Genomic DNA, 16,816 nt, shown 5'->3' with positions numbered 1-16,816 from the left:
AAAACTACTTAATTTCTGCTTTTTTAAAAATGCCGTTGTTGGAAAGTCTATTCGCATATATGCGTTTCTTGGGATGCAAAAAGTAAGATACGTTTCCTATTATAGGCCGATTATGAACAATCTCGAACGGCGACTTAGGATAGTAAACATCTCCTCTTTTAATAACAAACTCCTTGATCGAAATATACTCAATTGATTTATCATCCCGCTCAACAACCTTGATATTACCCTTTAAAAAAGCTTGCCTACCGGGTTTTACCTTTACACCATCATCTTCTATATCTGTAAATATTAAACTATCGGCGGTTTCCGAAACGTCAACAAAGTTATAGTCTCGTCCGTGAAGCTCAAGTGGCGCTCCGAATGTTTTGCGATAGGTTGTTATTTTTAATTGAATATCACCAATCTTCTTAATGTCTGTACTTAGAGGCGTTAATAATAAACTGTCCTTATCAGATAAATCATTGTTAGATAAATCTACCATCTCAATATTAGATGAGGTAGGCCGCTTTATAAATGTTCCTAAAGAAAAAGAATTCTCTAAATCTATTGTTTCGTTTGAATCAGCAATTATCAAAGACTCCTGAATACCTGCGGGGGGTATTCCGCCAAAGTCATAACTTATAATGGATATAACTATGTTGCTGTTAGGTATGGTCTGCGTATACTTTTCAATGATCTCTTGTTGATCGCATGATTGTATAACAAATACCAACATGATTAGAAAAGCATTCCTTATGACGCTGTACGTTTTAAATTTCATTGCAGTTTAGGTTATCTTAAAACACCCTAAACTACAATAAAAAACTTTACACATAACGCCTTTTCAGCAGCGCGTAAAACTTGTCAGCAGTGGCGGGTTTATTTTGCCAGTTGTTTTTAGTAACGTAGTTGGTTGTTAAAAAGCGTTCGGCTTCGGCAAAGCTGGTAAAGCGGTTCAATATATCAATTGCTTCGCTATAGGCCAGGCTGTAACCGTTAAACAGATCCTGCACGTAAAGCAGCTTATCATTCAGCGTAATGGCGGCTTTCAGGTCGCTCACAGGGGCGGCAACCGGCGTGCCCTTATCAGCCATTTGCACCGATATCCGTTGATTAATGGTAAACACCTGGTCATCCTTTTTATCATCAACCGCTACTACCGTTTGGGTAATAACAACAGGCGGCGTTTCTATAGTTACGGGTTTTGCGGCCTCTAATTCTACCGTTACCGGTTTTGCGGGTGGCTCAGGTATAAACACCGGTGTTTCAGGCTCGGGCTCAATGGCAGCAACCTCAATCACCTCATTTTGCTCCAACAGTTCCGGTTCCTCTTCAACCGGCTGTTCTTCTTCATCCCAAGCATCATCCGTATCATCAATTACCAGTTCGTGGCGTATGGTGCCATCGGCATCAATGGTAGTATGTTCGTCAGGGCGGGTTGGCTCTTCCTCTTCTTCCGTATATTCAACAGGCTTCGGCGTATCTTTCAGTTCGTTGGTAACCACGGGCCTTAACTGCTGCACTACCGGCTCAAAAAACTTTTGCTCGTGCACCTCTGCTTGCTTAGTCGCAACCGGTGTTTCAAATTCAGGCTCAACGTGTTCGGATTCATTTTCCCATTCTATAGCAGGCTCCGGCTCACCAACTACAGGTTCTGTAATTCCAGGTTCTTCTACTGGCGCGGGTGTATCAGGCAAATACTCATAAGCCTTGGGCTGCTCAACCTTTTCAAAAGCGGGCACACTGGCTTCCGGGGTTATGTCAGTAGGCAGGGTAAAAACCGGGGGTTCTGGCACTTCAACCTGGTGCTCTATGTTTACCTTAAACGTTTCGGGTTGTGGCAAAGCCGGTTTTGAGGCAACGGCCTGGGCGTTTATTTTACGTAGAATATCGGCATGGTCCATCAAAAAATGGGCGTTAGCCACAAACAGCTCCAGTTCAAGCTCATTAAGTTGTGAAGGGTCTTTTTTCAGGTAATCGTATTGTTCAGTAAGTTCATTTAATATGGCGCCTATCTTGTTAAATACATCCTGTTGCTTCATAGCTTGTTATAATATTATCTATCAAAAATAACATTAAATACTGATATTAGTTTCCAAATTAACTGTCAAAAAGCGTGTTTAACGAGGAAATATTCAAACGTAAGAACGAAACCGGGGGTAGTATTGAGGTGATCTGCGGGTCAATGTTTTCGGGTAAAACCGAGGAATTGATGCGCCGGCTTAACCGCGCACGCATTGCCAAACTCAGCGTACAAATATTTAAACCCAAAACAGATACCCGGTATGATGACAACGCCGTAGTATCGCATAACATGCAAAGTTTCCCTTGTGTAGCTATTGATAACTCGGCCTCCATTTTGCTTTTTTATAATAACGAACAGGTGGTGGCTATTGATGAGGCACAGTTTTTTGATGCTGACCTGGTTGAGGTGTGCAACACACTGGCTAACCGTGGCGTACGTGTAATTATAGCCGGTTTGGATATGGATTTTAAGGGCCGCCCTTTTGGCCCTATCCCCGCGCTGATAGCCGTGGCCGAATCAGTTACCAAGCTGCATGCGGTTTGTGTAAAATGCGGTAACCCCGCCCTGTACTCCTATCGTCTGGCATCAAACGAAGAAAAAATACTGCTTGGCGAAACTGACCATTACGAGCCGCGCTGCCGCAATTGCTATTTTAAGTAAGCCGATAGTTTTGTAAGTGATTATTAAAACAAAAAGCCCCCTATTAATTGTTATAAGTTTTTACGTAAACATTGTTGAGTAATGTTTAACGTGTATTAACATTAATTGAGGTATTACAGCTTTGAACCATGGCTAAAAAGGTATTTGTGATTGAGGACGACCGCGACATACGCGAAACTATTGTTTATGTACTTGAAGAAGAGGGCTTTGAAGTGCTTGCTTCGGCAAGTTCAAAACTTTTGAAATCAGTTGATACCGAAAAACCCGATATTATATTGCTTGATAACTGGCTTACCGAGTGGAAAAGCGATGCCAGCGGCCAGCAATTAAGTAAGGATATTAAAAGCAACCCGGCTACAAGCCATATACCGGTAATTATCATATCAGCAGTAAGCAATGTAAAGGAAATTGCCGAAGCAGGCATGGCTGATGGTTTTTTGATGAAACCCTTTGATGTGAGCGAGCTGGTAAGTATGGTAAATAAATTTATTGCCTGATAGCGCTTTAGGTTAATTCGGGCCGATACATCAGCGTAGCTGGTGTAAAATGTATATATTTAACCGTACCATTACTATTGACCGATGAACAGCGAACAACTGCTGGAAATACTCTCATTATCTGACAACGCTACTGCAATTTATACTTCTGAGGATATTATAATTGAGTTTGCCAACAACGCCATGATCAAGGCTTGGGGTAAAGACAGTTCTGTAATAGGCAAACCCATGATCGAGGCTATACCCGAACTGCGCGGGCAGCCTTTTTTAGATATCTTACGCAATGTCTGGCTATCCGGAACTACCTATACCGATACGGATGCCTATGCTGAGTTAGAGATAGATGGTTCGCTGAAAGGTAGTTATTTTGATTTTGAATATCGTGCTGTTAAACATCCATCTGGAGAGATGCGCTGCATATTGCATACGGCTTTTGATGTTACCCAAAGGGTGCTTGGCCAGCAAGAGATACAAAAAGGCAAACTGCGCGAAAAAGACCTGAACGAAGAGCTTGCCGCCATAAACGAAGAACTCTCCTCCTCAAATGAGGAGTTGATGGCTACAAATGAAGAACTAAAAGAATCGTATGATAACCTGCGGGTTTTAAACCAGTCGCTAAGCGAAAGCGAGGCCTGGTTCAGGGAAATGGTAAACCAGGCGCCGGTTGCCATAGCCGTGCTTGATAAACGCGAACTTATTATAGATACCGCCAATTCATTCATCCTTGAAGTATGGGGCAAAGGGCCAGAAATAATTGGTGAGCCGCTGCACATTGCCTTGCCCGAACTTCAGGGGCAGCCATTTTTACAGATACTGGATGATGTTTATACCAGCGGCGAGGCATTTGTTGGCAGCGAGGTAAAAGCATCCCTGGTGCGTAACGGTATTCTTGAAGATTCATACTTTAATTTTGTTTACCAACCACTTAAAGATGCCCATGGCAATACCGTAAGCATTATTGTGGTAGCTACTGAGGTTACCGACCAGATAAACGCGCGCCGTCGCGTTGAGCACAGCGAGCACCGCCTCAACCGCATGGTAATGACCTCCCCTATCGGCATGACCATTTTGAAGGGGCGGCAGTTAATTATCGAGATCGCTAATGAAAATATGCTCACCATCTGGAACCGGGGTACCGATGAGGTGCTCGGTAAACGCCTGCTCGAGATCTTTCCGGAACTTACCGGGCAGCCTTTTCCGGATATGCTGCAAAATGTGTTTGATACAGGGCAGTCCTTTGGCATGGATGAAACCACGGCTGATGTGGCCATGCCCGATGGATCAATAGTACAATATCATCTTGATTTTAGTTACGATCCTTTATTTGATGCCAATGGCAAAGTAGAAGCTATACTGGCTACGGTAAACAATATTACCGACAGGGTTGAGGCACGCAAGCAAATGCTGCACGAGCAGGAACGTAACCGGATGGCTGTTGAGGCCGCGCTACTGGGTACCTTTGATATGGATGTAATTAAAGACACGCTTAACTGGGACGAACGCTGCCGTACGCTGTTCGGCGTATCGCATAATAACCCGGTAACCTACGAGTATGATTTTTTGCTGGGTTTACACCCGGATGACCGTGCGCGGGTAACGGAAGTTATTAACCACTCCTTTAACAAGGCGGCAAGCAACGGCAATTATGATATTGAGTACCGCACCATCGGCTTTGAAGATAAAAAACTGCGTTGGGTAAGTGCCAAGGGCAAGGTATTTTTTAATGACCACGATGTACCGGTACGCTTTGTTGGTATTGTGCTGGATATCACTGATAAAAAGGAAGACGAGCAACGTAAGAATGATTTTATAGCCATGGTTAGCCATGAACTTAAAACGCCGCTCACCTCATTAAAAGCATACATACAGGTATTACAGGCCAAGGCCACGAAATCCGAAGATAACTTCACCGGCGGCGCACTTGATAAATCACTGTTGCAGGTAAATAAAATGAATACCCTTATCAAGGGCTTTTTGGATGTAGCGCGGCTTGAATCGGGCAGAATACACCTGGACATTGAACCGTTTAGCCTGAACACTTTGATTAAAGAGGCGGTTGAAGAAGCCACCATCACCATGGACTCGCACCAAGTTACTTTTGATGAGCAAAGCCTTATCGAAATAAATGCCGACCGCGAAAAAATTGGCCAGGTGCTTAATAACCTGATCAGCAATGCTACCAAATACTCGCCCCGCGGCAGCACCATTGAAATTACATGCAGCAAAACCCTCGATCATGTAAAGGTATCTGTTAAGGATGAGGGCATCGGCATAAAAGCTGCTGATATTGACAGGCTCTTTGATCGTTTTTACCGGGTAAATACCGCGCATACAAAAACCATATCAGGTTTTGGCATCGGGCTTTACCTGTGTGCCGAAATTGTAAGATACCACAAGGGCCGCATTTGGGTTGATAGCGAAGCCGGGCAGGGTGCTACCTTTAGTTTTGAGCTGCCGTTAAATTAAGCGGAGCCTGCAAATTCCGCTTTTTAAAATAGAGCAGCACATTACGCAGGCTGTCCAGCTTTTCGGGCTCCATATTTTTTACGGGAATAGCCAATACGGATGCCATGCTGTCAACATCGCCGCCCTTACAGTCGTTATAGGTTTGCACGATGATATCATCATTATCCGTGCGCAGTTTAATCGTTCCGTTGGTTACCGTACCCAGGTAGTCCATATCATTAAGGCGCTGTAACTGGAATGAAAAATATTCCTGCTTACCGTTTTGATAAGTGCGCCTCATGCGGATAAAGGCATCAGCGGTAAGTACCACTTCCCACTTTTTTAACTTGCCCAATGCGTCGCTGTCAAAACATTGGGTTAAGCAACGGTTGCTCCAGCCCAGCATTTTAAGTTCGGATGCATCAGCCTTAAAACCATAATTTACATGGCTTGCCAGCATAAGCAGCACGGTAAATATATACTTTACAGGGCGGGTTAGATGTGGTTTTAACATGACAACAAAATCCCTTATCTAATTTAACAATTAATAACTTTGCACATGCAGTTTTTAGAAAATTTAAGAGTGTGGATATACCAGTCGAACAGACAATTATCTGCACTTGAAACGATTGACATACAAAAAAGTTTAAATGAATTTACTAACATTTGGACAGCCCATAATAACCAGCTAAAAGCCACGGCCGAAGTGCGTTATAACCGTTTCTTGATATTGATAGTGGATGAAGAACAAGCCGGTGCCAGCGGGTGCTCAATTGATAAATCGGTGCGTTTTATGCAACAGTTGGAGCAACAATACAATATTAACCTCTTCGACCGCTTTAATATGGCTTACCGCAGCGGCGACGACATATTATCAGCCAACCGTACTGAATTTGAGGATCTGATACAAAAAGGCATTGTTACACCTGATACCATCGTGTTTAACAACTTGGCCAAAAACCTTGACGAGCTAAACACCAAGTGGGAAGTACCATTTAAAGAAAGCTGGCATGCAAGGGTGTTTGCGTGATTGGAGTGGTCATTAGAGCTTAGTCATTAGTTAGAGGTTGTGTTACTATTATTATGCTTTAACTATCTATTTATTACTTTTATATAGTGAATAAAAATGACCAACACCTAATGACGATTGACCAATGAGTAATTACGATCCTCGCACTGATACCTATATTGATAAAGCTGCCGATTTTGCCAAACCCATATTGCTGCACTTGCGCGACCTGATCCATCGCACAGAGCCCGGTATTAATGAAACCACTAAATGGGGAATGCCCTTTTTTGAATTTAATGGCCCGGTTTGTTACATAGCCGCGTTTAAAAACCACTGCGCTTTTGGTTTCTGGAAAAGCAGCCGTTTAAGCGATCCGCACGAAGTGCTACAGGAAGAGGAAGGCAGCGGCGCGGGTAGCTTTGGCAAAATAACCAGCCTGGCCGATCTTCCGGCTGATGAAATACTGGTTGAATATATCGCCGAAATGATCACCATTAACGCGCATGAGGTAAAGAAACCGGCAGCCAAAAAAGCTGTATTAGCCAAAGCCCCCACCCCAGTTGAAACACCATCCTATTTTATAGAATTGCTTATTAAAAATCCGCAGGCTATGTCCGTGTTCGACAAGTTTAGCGCGTCGGCCAAGAAAGAATATATCACCTGGTTTACCGAAGCCAAAACTGAAGCTACCCTGCAAAAACGTTTAGAGCAAGCTATGGAATGGATAAGCGAGGGCAAGCAACGTAACTGGAAGTATAAATAATAGCCATCACATTACGGTGGATCACAGAACAGACAGATTGACAAGCGGCCATACCACTTGCTTAATAAACGCCTGGTGAAAAAGCAGTGGCATAGGTGCAACTAAACCAATAAACAGCCACACTTTGCACACTATGGTATTCTTAGATAGATTAAAGCCGTTACTGGTCAATACCTTTTCGATGGAGATTAATATGGCCTGGATAAAAAAGTAAAGCATGGGCAAGCCGTAACCACCTTTTACGGGGAGGCTCAAAGCAAGTTCATGCAGTAAGCCGGAGAATGCAAAGGCTAAAATTAAGGCTGTATTGGCCCCTACTTTTGTCTTTAAGGGCCTGAATATGGTAATGGCGGTCATCTCACTAAAGGCTAAATTCCAACGTTTGCTCCAAAATTCTGTCAGGCTTTTTGCTGCTGCCGGTTGCCTGAATAAGGCATAAGTGTTAGCGCCTTGCAACCGCCACATACCGGCACTGATATTCAATAAACCAAAATGCAATATCAAGCTAAGCCCAACAAGCAGCAATGCGTTGGTGAGCACGTATACCCACGGCAAATTCAGGCCAAGCTTCGCTAACTGATGGGCGAAAAAAATAGCGGCTCCCCCGAATAAGATCCGGCTCGATCCAAACCTGATGAATGGCCGGGCGTTGGGTAACGCTGCCTGCCCAAGGGTTTCAAATGGCTGTGGCCGCATGCCTGCCCAACCCACGACGAATAACACCCACTGGTAAAAAGTTAGCCCCAATGGCTTGTCTCTATAAGTTTCGGTAACAGTAATAACCTTCATACCGGTAAAGGTGGTTGCTATTAAACCCAGCATACGCATGAGCGGATGTTCGGCATCAAAAATAAAATTGATCAATACTACACTCAGCACGGATAATAACCATGCCGGCCAAACCAATTTATTTTTGATAATTAAATAGCCTGATATAATGATACCCAGGTTCAGCAATATAAAATACAGTATATGCTGATAGGTTAATTCCCTTATCATAGCTGGGTGTAATTATGGTAAAATGCCCAGCCATAAGTTATACTTAAAAATATAAACAAGGTAACCAACAGCGTTTCACCCGCTGTATGCCACTTACTTACCGGAAAATGCTCCCGCTTAAAATAAAAAAACTGGATAGACACCCTTGATACCCAATACACGCATATAAAACCCGTAACCAACAGGGCCAACTTTGAGCCGTTCACCAAATCATTAGCGGCAAATACCGATAAAAGGCCAAAAGATAGATTCATGGTTAAAATATACACAGCGTAGACCCAGAATATCTGTGCTATTAAGGGCTGAACTTTTAACAACTCCTGCCGCCATTTAAGTATAAAGGGTATAGTAACGCTACCTATTGCAATGCCTATCTGCGCCATACCGGCTACAAATACTACGTTTTGAATGTTTATATACATGGCTTATGGTTTAAAATTATATACAAATATAACAAAATATCAGAACTTTCAATTTATATTGAAAATATAATATAAATCAACTTACTTAAACTAAGTCGTAAATAAACCTGGTGGCATTTATCAAACATTACAAAAAACTGTACTTTCGCACATGGCATTCGGACGAAATACTTTTCACTTTACCTCTGATCTATCCATAGCCGATGTAAAGAAAAGGCTTGCGGCAAATACGGTTGAAAAGAAGAACCGTACGCATGAAAAAGCTGGAAAGACTTTTACCGGAACAATAGAAGATAAAGGGTTTAATATAACATCGTCAGCAACCCTTGGCTTTGCCTGTATTTTGCAGGGGCAGTTAGCCAGGGGCAATGGCAAAAACAATACACATATTGATATTGAAACACGCACGCAACGGATATTTATTTGGCTGCTGGTGATATGGATGGTAGTGGTTACTCCGGCAGCCATTCTGCCGGAATTCTTTAAATCGGCCTATGTATTTTCACCCTTTCCCTTTTTGCTGCTGATATTTGGTGCCGTAGCCTTCCGGCTGTTTATACATGGCTTGTATATTATAGCTCGCAACAAGGCCATCAATCAATTTAAACAGGTGCTTACTGCTTAAAAACTCAACGGCCCCAGCCTGCGCATGTTTTTACGGATCAGAAACTGGCGGTGCCTCACATACCTGCTCGGCTTGGTGGCTGACCATTTCAGCGGACTTGGAAATATGGAGGCTATAGCCGCTGCCTGCCTTTGGGTGAGTTTTGATGCCGGTTTGTTAAAGTAAGCCTGCGCGGCAGCTTCGGCACCGTAAATGCCATCGCCCATTTCAATTACGTTGAGGTAAACCTCCATTATGCGCTCCTTACTCCAAAAGGCTTCTATTAATATAGTAAACCAGGCTTCGAGCCCTTTGCGTAATAACGAACGGCCTTGCCATAAAAACACATTTTTGGCGGTTTGCTGGGTAATGGTACTACCGCCCATCAGCTTTTTGCTGTGCATGTTTTTATTGATGGCATTTTCAATGGCATGAAAATCAAAGCCATGATGCTCTAAAAACAACTGATCTTCGGCAGCCACGGCGGCACGCTTCATATTGTCGGAGATCTCGTCAAAGTCCTTCCAGTCCTTATCCATCTTCCATTCCTTGCCGGCGGCTTTACGTTCAAAGCCACGCTCGATCATCAGCCAGGTAAATGGCGGATTGATGAATTTGAACAGCAGCACACCAAACAGGCTTGCCCCCACAAAAAATATCAGTGCCAGCTTAACTACCCGCAACAGTAGCCGTACAATACTATTTTTAACTATCCGTTTACGCTTCATAAAAAAGCAAATTACAAAACAAAGGGTGCCCGGTAAAATACCAAACACCCTTTATGTATCAATTTATTAAGTATCCCTTTAAAAGCCCTCTCCTTTAGGGGAGGGTTGGGTGGGGTACTTATTCAGCTACTACTTCAAAAGGAACTTTAACTTTAACCTCTTTGTGCAGGTTAACATTGGCTATGTATTCGCCAATCACTTTAGGCTCCTGATCGAAAGTGATACGACGACGGTCAACTTCAAAACCTTCTTTTTTCAATGCATCAGCAATTTGGATAGTGTTGATGGCACCGAAAATTTTACCGGTTTCGCCTGCTTTAGCACCGATGGTAAGTTTTACACTTTCCAACCTTGCAGCAATCGCGTCAGCATCTTTGCGTATTTTTTCTTGTTTAAACTGTGCCTGTTTCAGGTTTTCAGCTAAAACCTTACGTGCAGATACAGTTGCTAATATAGCATAACCCTTTGGGATAAGGTAGTTACGGCCATAACCCGGCTTAACGCTTACTACGTCGTCTTTATCGCCAAGGTTTTTTACATCTTGTTTTAAAATAAGTTCCATTACTCTACCTCCTGATTATTTTAATGAATCTGTAACGTACGGTAACAAACCGATGTGGCGCGCACGCTTAACAGCCTGGGCAACTTTACGCTGAAACTTTAATGAAGTACCTGTTAAACGGCGAGGTAATACTTTACCCTGATCGTTAATAAACTTTAAAAGGAAGTTAGCATCCTTGTAATCAATATACTTGATACCGTTCTTTTTAAAGCGGCAGTATTTTTTACGGTTATCCTCCACCTTTGGAGCGGTAACGTATTTAATCTGATCGTTTGCCATTAGCCTGCTGCCTCCTCTGTTTTAGTTTTCTTTTGGTTGAAAGCACCGCTACGTTTCTTCTCGTTGTAAGCAATGGCATGTTTGTCCAATGCAATGGTTAGAAAACGCATAATGCGCTCATCACGCCTGAATTCAATTTCCAATTTATTGATTAAATCACCCGGAGCCTTGTATTCAGTTAAGTGATAATACCCTGTTGTTTTCTTTTGAATAGGGTACGCTAATTTTTTCAAACCCCAATTATCCTCCTGGACAATTTCGGCTCCGCCGTCAGTTAAGATCTTCGTGAATTTGGCAATCGCCTCTTTCGCTACTTCTTCTGACAGCAACGGGGTAAGAATTACTACGGTTTCGTACTGTTGCATTTGTTTGTTATTTTGTTATTTACCCGCTATTAACGGGGCTGCAAAAGTAATAAGTTTTTTTTAATTGGTCAAATATTCAATATGTTAATAATCAGTTATCATACTAAAGATTATATTTGCCGTATTAGTAAGTAATATTACAACCTGAACTAAAATCATAATGAAAAGAATTTTACCCCTGTTACTGTTAATAATAACAGCCTTCGCCTTTACGGCATCTGCACAAACCACACCCCCAAGCGAAACCCAACGCATACTTACTGATAGTATCTGCAACAGCGTTGCAAGGCTTGATATGAGTAAGATAAATACCAAGCAACAAGCCGTACAAGAATATACCGGCTGCATTGGGCAGCATTTACAATTACTCCAAAAAGTAGCCGAAGAGAAGGGCTATGAGATGAACAATCTCGAACAGATGAAATCACTTGGTGTTGAAATAGCACAGAACCTGATGAAGCAAAAATGTGAAGGCTTTATAAAACTATCTGCTTTACTTGCCGATAAGGTAGCTAAAGACCAAATATCAGGTGGAATAACAACCGGTGTATTTAAACGCTTTGACGTGAAGGGCTTTTATTATGTTGTATTAAGTGAAAACGGAAGTGAAAAATCATTTATCTGGTACAAACAGTTCCCCGGGTCAGAAGAGTTAATGAAGCCTGCATCAGCACTTGTGGGTAAAAAAATATCCTTGAATTGGATTGATGTGGAAGTTTACCTGCCGGCCGCAAAAGGATATTATAAAGTAAAAGAGATAACAGGCATTTCAATCAAATAAAAATACAATTGTGAGATACTTATTATTACTACCCTTATTTGCATTGCTAATAACAGCCGGTAATGCCAGGGCTCAAAAAAAGATCGGGCCAAAACAACAAAACATGCTTGACTCCTTGTGCAATTGCCTTACTAAACTTGATTACTCCAAAATAACAAACAGCCAGCAAGCCAATAAAGCTTTTATGGATTGCTTTACGAGCCATGCCGATCAGTTAATTGACGTTGCAGAAGAGGAAGGTGTTGAATTTACCAACACCGAGGCCAGTAATGCTTTAGGTGAGATGATCGGCAAGAACCTGATGTTGCAAAAATGCGGCTCTTTTATGAAGCTCGCTGTGCTAATGGCTGATGATGACCATGAAGTTCCGCAACAAAAAACTACCGGCATATTTAAACGTATAGATAATAAAGGCTTCAATTATATTGTGATAACAGAGAAAGGTGGCGAAAAATCATTTATCTGGCTTGAGCAATTCCCTGATTCTGAAAAATTTATGAATCCGGGCTCCTTGCCAACAGGCAAAAAACTATCAATAACCTGGCAGGAGAAGGAAGTTTACCTGCCCGCGGCAAAAGGTTATTATAAAGTAAAAGAAATAAAAGGTATTGAAGTACTTTAAAATATTAGATAGCAATTTTGCATGTTTGTAGTACAGACAAAAAACATGCGAATACAGCCATATAACAACGAAAATACACTGCCGCTTACCGGCATCATTATTAACACCCTGTTATTTACTCCCGGCGAAGATGATGACCTGGAAGGCGATTGGGATGATGAAGAAGATGAGGACTTTGATGACGTAATGGCCACAGAAACCGACCTAAGCCGTATACGCCAGGAGAACGACTGGGATGAAATTGATGAGGACGACGATGACCACCTGCCGGATGATGACCTGCAATAGAACAGCATTGCGCCACGATGTAATAAATTAGCAACAGGCATAAAGTAATGACATAACCGCAGGCAGATCAGGGTCGATAACCAGCAAATACCGACGGGAGAATTTCATGAGTACCAATAGGTAACCAAACTTAACCCCCTCTCCTCCGGAGAGGGCCGGGGTGAGGTATTAAGGTTAATTAACGGCTACTAACAGCTAATTTAAGCAACAAAACTGCCTGCCTCATTAACTACATTGGTCGGTTTAAACTTAGCTTGATTTATATATGCCGCGTAGCGCCTGCCTGTTGCTGATACTGATGTTATTTGGTTATCCATTATTCGCGCAGCCTAATGCCGCGCAGCGGCCAGGTAACGGCAACCCGATCATCCCCGGCTACTTTGCCGACCCGACCGTTAAAAAATTTGGCGACACCTATTACATTTACGCCACTACCGATGGCAATGGCGGCGGCCATGGCCCGTCGCAGGTATGGACATCAAAGGATTTTGTGAACTGGACCATGCACGACATGAACTGGCCCTCCACCAAATTCATTTGGGCGCCCGATGTTACTTTGGGTAATGATGGTAAATATTACATGTACTACTGCCAGCCGGTTGAAATTTTTGGAGCATGGAGTAATACCCCTGTTGGCCCCTGGACACCATTGAACGCGGACAATAAATCCATCGTATCAAACTTAATGGTACCCAATGTAATCACGCTGGACGGGCAAACCTTCAGGGATGACGACGGGCAGTTTTACATGCACTGGGGTACCTGGGGCATATACCCCAACAGTGGTGCGGGCGTTGGCAGACTTAATGCCGATATGAAAACCTTTTCGGTACTGGACAAGGTACCGAACACCATCGCTAAAGATTTTTTTGAAGCGCCGTTCATGTTCAAACGCAAGGGCATTTATTACCTCACCTATTCTTCCGGTTATTGCGAAAACGAAACTTACCGGGTGCAATATGTAACCAGTAAAAAAGGGCCGATGGGGCCTTTCTCTTTTGGTAAAAACAACCCGATATTGAGCACCAATGCCGATGGTACGGTGCACGGGCCGGGCCATCAATCTGTTATTGAGGTTAATGGCGAGTATTATATGGTTTACCACCGGCATAACAACCCGCATTCGGGCGGCGGCTTTCACCGGCAGGTATGTGCGGATAAACTGGTGTTTGATAAGGACGGCAATATTGAAAAGGTAATTCCGACACATATTGGCATCGGCTTTTTGGCTAAAAATACCATCACGGCTACTGACCTGGCCTGCCAAAAACCGGTTACTGCCTCTTCATTTTACAGTGATGATTTTAAGCCGGAATTTGCCCTCGATAACAACAACGGCACCCTATGGAAATCAGGCGATAATCAATCTCCCGCCTGGTTACAGATTGATCTGGGTAAAACCCAAACGGTGAAAACCGTACTCACCCAGTTTGAATATCCTACCTGGTATTATCAATATTTAATTGAATACTCTGCCGATGGCAAACAATGGCAAACCTTTGCCGATAGAACTAATAACCTGCAACATGGCAGCCCCATGGTTGATAAAGCGAATGTTAAAGCCCGATACATCCGGATCACCATTAATAACACCGAATACCCCGGCCTGTACAAATCGATATGGAATGTAAAGATTTATGGCACCGATCTCGCGCTGCCTGAAAGCGACATCTTAGCCTCAGCCAAACAACCAGATGTGCAGCATCAAGGTTTATTAGTAGATGTGAATGCTGATAAACTGATGCCGGGCGAAGCGGTTAAACAGTGGGCAAACCAGGGCAAACAGGGTGGCAGCTTTACCACGGGAAGCAACGCCCCGGTAGCAGACATGGTAGCCGGTCGCAAAGCGCTGGTATTTACCGGGAGTGAACGACTGGCATCTGATTTTAAGGTACCCTTATCATTAACCGGCAACAGCAGCTATACCGCATCTGCCTGGATCTGTAACCCGGCCATCCAGCCGGAAGAACCTTATCTTACCTGGACCAATGGTGATTATGATCTGCGCAACGCCATATTCGGTTACGGCAGCAGTAAGGATTTTGGCGCGGTGCAGCACTGGGGCTGGGGCGATATCGCTTATACAAATATGCCCGAAGCAGCTAAATGGCACCACATAGCCGTTACCTTTAATGGCAGCATCGAAAAAATATTTATTGATGGCAAGCCGGATAACAGCGAAAGCAAGATGCTTTTTTTACGCCCGGCCAAAAACATGCTAATCGGTGGGTTGGATGATAGCCGTACCGGGTTTAGCGGGGCGATATCAGCTTTGCAGGTGTATGACCATGCCCTTATGGATTCGGCGGTAACAGCCTTGGCATCTGCTGTTACTAAAGAGCCTATCGGCTACTACTTCGACGCGTCTAAACTAAATTATGGCCAACTCAACCAATGGGTAAATGAAGGTGCCGCGGGCGGGCAATTCTCCGGGAATGCTGACCTTGAAGTTAAAGATGTAGCCGGACGGATGGCTGTTGCAAACATTAAAAGCATCCACCTAAAAACCGGGCAACTTTTGCCAAACTACACGTTGGGTATGGCAATTTACGGAGAAATAAAGGGCGTTGAAGGATGGCATTACCTCACCACTGCGGTAAATGTCAGCAATGCTAAATCATTTCTGGATGGTAAAGAGGTTGCCGCTGGTTCTCCCCTTACTAAAAATAATGATGGATATACCCTTTCATCCGATATAGATATAAATGGCAAGCGTGTCCCTGTTAATAGCATTGCCGAACTAATTATATTCAACGAAACACTTAGTGATAACGAACTGCAATCGCTTAGCACAGCATGGCAAAATAAATTAAAGGCACTATCCAAAGCGCCATTGATGGCTCAAATCGCGACAGCGCTAAGTCCGGACATGATTGCCATGCAGGCCGATACCACCGGCAACAGCGGCAGGCAATATTACTTTACCGAAACATCAGGCCATGCCGGTGGGCGCTCAAGCGGGTGGACGGACGAACCCTATTTTGTGAACGATGGCCTGCAGCCCAACACCAGTTACAGCTACACCTTAAAAACGCGCGATGCAGCGGGCAATATATCCGCAAGTACCAAAGCGTTCAAGGTAACTACATCGGCCAAAAACTTTATCACGCTGCGCGATGATTTTAACAAGCCGCACAACTATTTAACCACCGGCACAAAAGGCACGGTTTGGGCGGATTTCATCGGCAAAGGCAGCCAGCAAACGGCTGATCAAATAGCCGTTGATACCGGCGGCTTACAGTTATCATCAACCGACTCGAAATGGGATGGCAACAAACCTTATGGCCCGTTCGTCTACAAAGCCATAACCGGCGATTTTGTTGCCGAAACGCAGGTTACTGATGTAAGCGGCTTGCGTGAGAAAAAAGTATCAGGATCAAACGAAGCGGGTATTATGGTTAGGCTGGCGACAGATAGCTCAGGCAAAACCGAGGAATTAGTACAGAACGGCATTTTTACCGCATGGAGTGTGGGCAACCTGGTTACCAACCTGCAAAATGGTAACCGGATGCAAAGCAATAACCAATCGGGATTTGATTTTTACCCGCACTTGCAGATCCAGCGCAGCGGCAACCTGTTTTACCTGCGCGGCAGTAAAGATGGTAAGCGTTGGAATAACCTGCCCAGCAGCCCGGTACTGCGCCCTGACCTGGATGGCAAACCGCTACAGATCGGTTTGTACCAGGCCATTTACGGTGGGCGCTGTGCTTATGGCAGGTTTAAATACTTTAAACTGGTACAGCCTAAAACAACAACTGCCAGGTAAAACCCGGCAGTTGTTGTT

19 protein-coding genes are annotated in these 16,816 nt (G+C 43.7%); 10 read left to right on the top strand and 9 right to left on the bottom strand.

Translation table 11 applies throughout. The features are described 5' to 3' along the window. Window positions 1-4: 4 nt before the first annotated feature. Together AC3WJC_RS02310 and AC3WJC_RS02305 are read right to left on the bottom strand one after the other, a co-directional pair. Window positions 5-763, bottom strand: a complete 759-nt coding sequence (locus AC3WJC_RS02310) for a hypothetical protein (RefSeq protein ID WP_492397455.1) — start codon at window positions 761-763, stop codon at window positions 5-7. Between the two features lie 46 nt (window positions 764-809). After that, the gene (locus AC3WJC_RS02305) at window positions 810-2,024 is read right to left on the bottom strand and encodes a DUF8457 domain-containing protein (protein ID WP_492397454.1); all 1,215 of its coding nucleotides are present in this window, start codon (window positions 2,022-2,024) and stop codon (window positions 810-812) included. Window positions 2,025-2,098: 74 nt separating this feature from the next. On the opposite strand from AC3WJC_RS02305, the gene AC3WJC_RS02300 reads away from it, so the two are divergent. The 3 genes from AC3WJC_RS02300 (at window position 2,099) to AC3WJC_RS02290 (ending at window position 5,631) form a co-directional block, all read left to right on the top strand. Next, window positions 2,099-2,668 (top strand): thymidine kinase, encoded by a 570-nt coding sequence (locus AC3WJC_RS02300; protein WP_492397453.1) that lies wholly within the window; start codon window positions 2,099-2,101, stop codon window positions 2,666-2,668. A 128-nt stretch (window positions 2,669-2,796) separates the two neighbouring features. Further along, complete coding sequence (locus AC3WJC_RS02295) at window positions 2,797-3,165, top strand: response regulator transcription factor (protein ID WP_492397452.1); 369 nt, start codon at window positions 2,797-2,799, stop codon at window positions 3,163-3,165. An 84-nt stretch (window positions 3,166-3,249) separates the two neighbouring features. Continuing rightward, window positions 3,250-5,631, top strand: a complete 2,382-nt coding sequence (locus AC3WJC_RS02290; protein WP_492397451.1) for an ATP-binding protein — start codon at window positions 3,250-3,252, stop codon at window positions 5,629-5,631. Here the strand turns inward: AC3WJC_RS02290 and AC3WJC_RS02285 are convergent. Then, window positions 5,606-6,124 carry a hypothetical protein gene (locus AC3WJC_RS02285; RefSeq protein ID WP_492397450.1) on the bottom strand — a complete coding sequence of 173 codons (519 nt, stop codon included), beginning with the start codon at window positions 6,122-6,124 and terminating at the stop codon, window positions 5,606-5,608. The genes AC3WJC_RS02290 and AC3WJC_RS02285 overlap by 26 nt on opposite strands. A gap of 45 nt (window positions 6,125-6,169) precedes the next feature. Here AC3WJC_RS02285 and AC3WJC_RS02280 point away from each other — a divergent pair, with 45 nt between their 5' ends. Next, window positions 6,170-6,640: an ABC transporter ATPase gene (locus AC3WJC_RS02280; RefSeq protein ID WP_492397449.1), complete on the top strand. Its 471-nt coding sequence runs from the start codon at window positions 6,170-6,172 to the stop codon at window positions 6,638-6,640. Between the two features lie 124 nt (window positions 6,641-6,764). Beyond that, a complete protein-coding gene (locus AC3WJC_RS02275) occupies window positions 6,765-7,382 on the top strand; it encodes a DUF1801 domain-containing protein (protein WP_492397448.1) in 618 nt (205 codons plus the stop codon). Window positions 7,383-7,403: 21 nt separating this feature from the next. On the opposite strand, the gene AC3WJC_RS02270 is transcribed toward AC3WJC_RS02275, so the two are convergent. Together AC3WJC_RS02270 and AC3WJC_RS02265 are read right to left on the bottom strand one after the other, a co-directional pair. Beyond that, entirely contained in the window at window positions 7,404-8,381 is a 978-nt protein-coding gene (locus AC3WJC_RS02270; protein WP_492397447.1) for a wax synthase family protein, read from the bottom strand. Then, the gene (locus tag AC3WJC_RS02265) at window positions 8,378-8,803 is read right to left on the bottom strand and encodes a hypothetical protein (protein ID WP_492397446.1); all 426 of its coding nucleotides are present in this window, start codon (window positions 8,801-8,803) and stop codon (window positions 8,378-8,380) included. Before AC3WJC_RS02265 ends, AC3WJC_RS02270 begins: the two co-directional genes overlap by 4 nt. Before the next feature lie 151 nt (window positions 8,804-8,954). Between AC3WJC_RS02265 and AC3WJC_RS02260 the strand changes: the two genes are divergently transcribed. Next, complete coding sequence (locus tag AC3WJC_RS02260) at window positions 8,955-9,428, top strand: hypothetical protein (RefSeq protein ID WP_492397445.1); 474 nt, start codon at window positions 8,955-8,957, stop codon at window positions 9,426-9,428. On the opposite strand, the gene mtgA is transcribed toward AC3WJC_RS02260, so the two are convergent. From mtgA to rpsF, 4 genes are all read right to left on the bottom strand, one after another. Further along, entirely contained in the window at window positions 9,425-10,135 is a 711-nt protein-coding gene (mtgA, locus tag AC3WJC_RS02255) for a monofunctional biosynthetic peptidoglycan transglycosylase (RefSeq protein ID WP_492397444.1), read from the bottom strand. The two genes, AC3WJC_RS02260 and mtgA, sit on opposite strands and share 4 nt — an antisense overlap. 118 nt (window positions 10,136-10,253) lie before the next feature. Continuing rightward, window positions 10,254-10,697: a 50S ribosomal protein L9 gene (gene rplI, locus AC3WJC_RS02250; protein WP_492397443.1), complete on the bottom strand. Its 444-nt coding sequence runs from the start codon at window positions 10,695-10,697 to the stop codon at window positions 10,254-10,256. A gap of 15 nt (window positions 10,698-10,712) precedes the next feature. Beyond that, window positions 10,713-10,976, bottom strand: coding sequence for a 30S ribosomal protein S18 (gene rpsR / locus AC3WJC_RS02245; protein ID WP_067054791.1), 264 nt, complete (start codon window positions 10,974-10,976; stop codon window positions 10,713-10,715). Next, window positions 10,976-11,341 (bottom strand): 30S ribosomal protein S6, encoded by a 366-nt coding sequence (rpsF, locus tag AC3WJC_RS02240; RefSeq protein WP_492397442.1) that lies wholly within the window; start codon window positions 11,339-11,341, stop codon window positions 10,976-10,978. The genes rpsR and rpsF overlap by 1 nt, the downstream gene beginning before the upstream one ends. A 160-nt stretch (window positions 11,342-11,501) precedes the next feature. On the opposite strand from rpsF, the gene AC3WJC_RS02235 reads away from it, so the two are divergent. The 4 genes from AC3WJC_RS02235 to AC3WJC_RS02220 all read left to right on the top strand — a co-directional run bounded on the left by AC3WJC_RS02235 (window position 11,502) and on the right by AC3WJC_RS02220 (window position 16,798). Then, window positions 11,502-12,122, top strand: a complete 621-nt coding sequence (locus AC3WJC_RS02235) for a hypothetical protein (RefSeq protein WP_492397441.1) — start codon at window positions 11,502-11,504, stop codon at window positions 12,120-12,122. Window positions 12,123-12,132: 10 nt separating this feature from the next. Then, window positions 12,133-12,744, top strand: coding sequence for a hypothetical protein (locus tag AC3WJC_RS02230; RefSeq protein ID WP_492397440.1), 612 nt, complete (start codon window positions 12,133-12,135; stop codon window positions 12,742-12,744). Window positions 12,745-12,789: 45 nt separating this feature from the next. Beyond that, the gene (locus tag AC3WJC_RS02225) at window positions 12,790-13,032 is read left to right on the top strand and encodes a hypothetical protein (RefSeq protein WP_492397439.1); all 243 of its coding nucleotides are present in this window, start codon (window positions 12,790-12,792) and stop codon (window positions 13,030-13,032) included. A gap of 265 nt (window positions 13,033-13,297) precedes the next feature. Continuing rightward, complete coding sequence (locus AC3WJC_RS02220) at window positions 13,298-16,798, top strand: family 43 glycosylhydrolase (RefSeq protein WP_492397438.1); 3,501 nt, start codon at window positions 13,298-13,300, stop codon at window positions 16,796-16,798. Window positions 16,799-16,816 lie beyond the last annotated feature (18 nt).

The organism is Mucilaginibacter sp. FW306-07-L, from assembly GCF_058782065.1.
The sequence above is the reverse complement of the archived record's forward strand: the minus strand, read 5'-3'. Positions and strand labels throughout refer to the sequence as shown.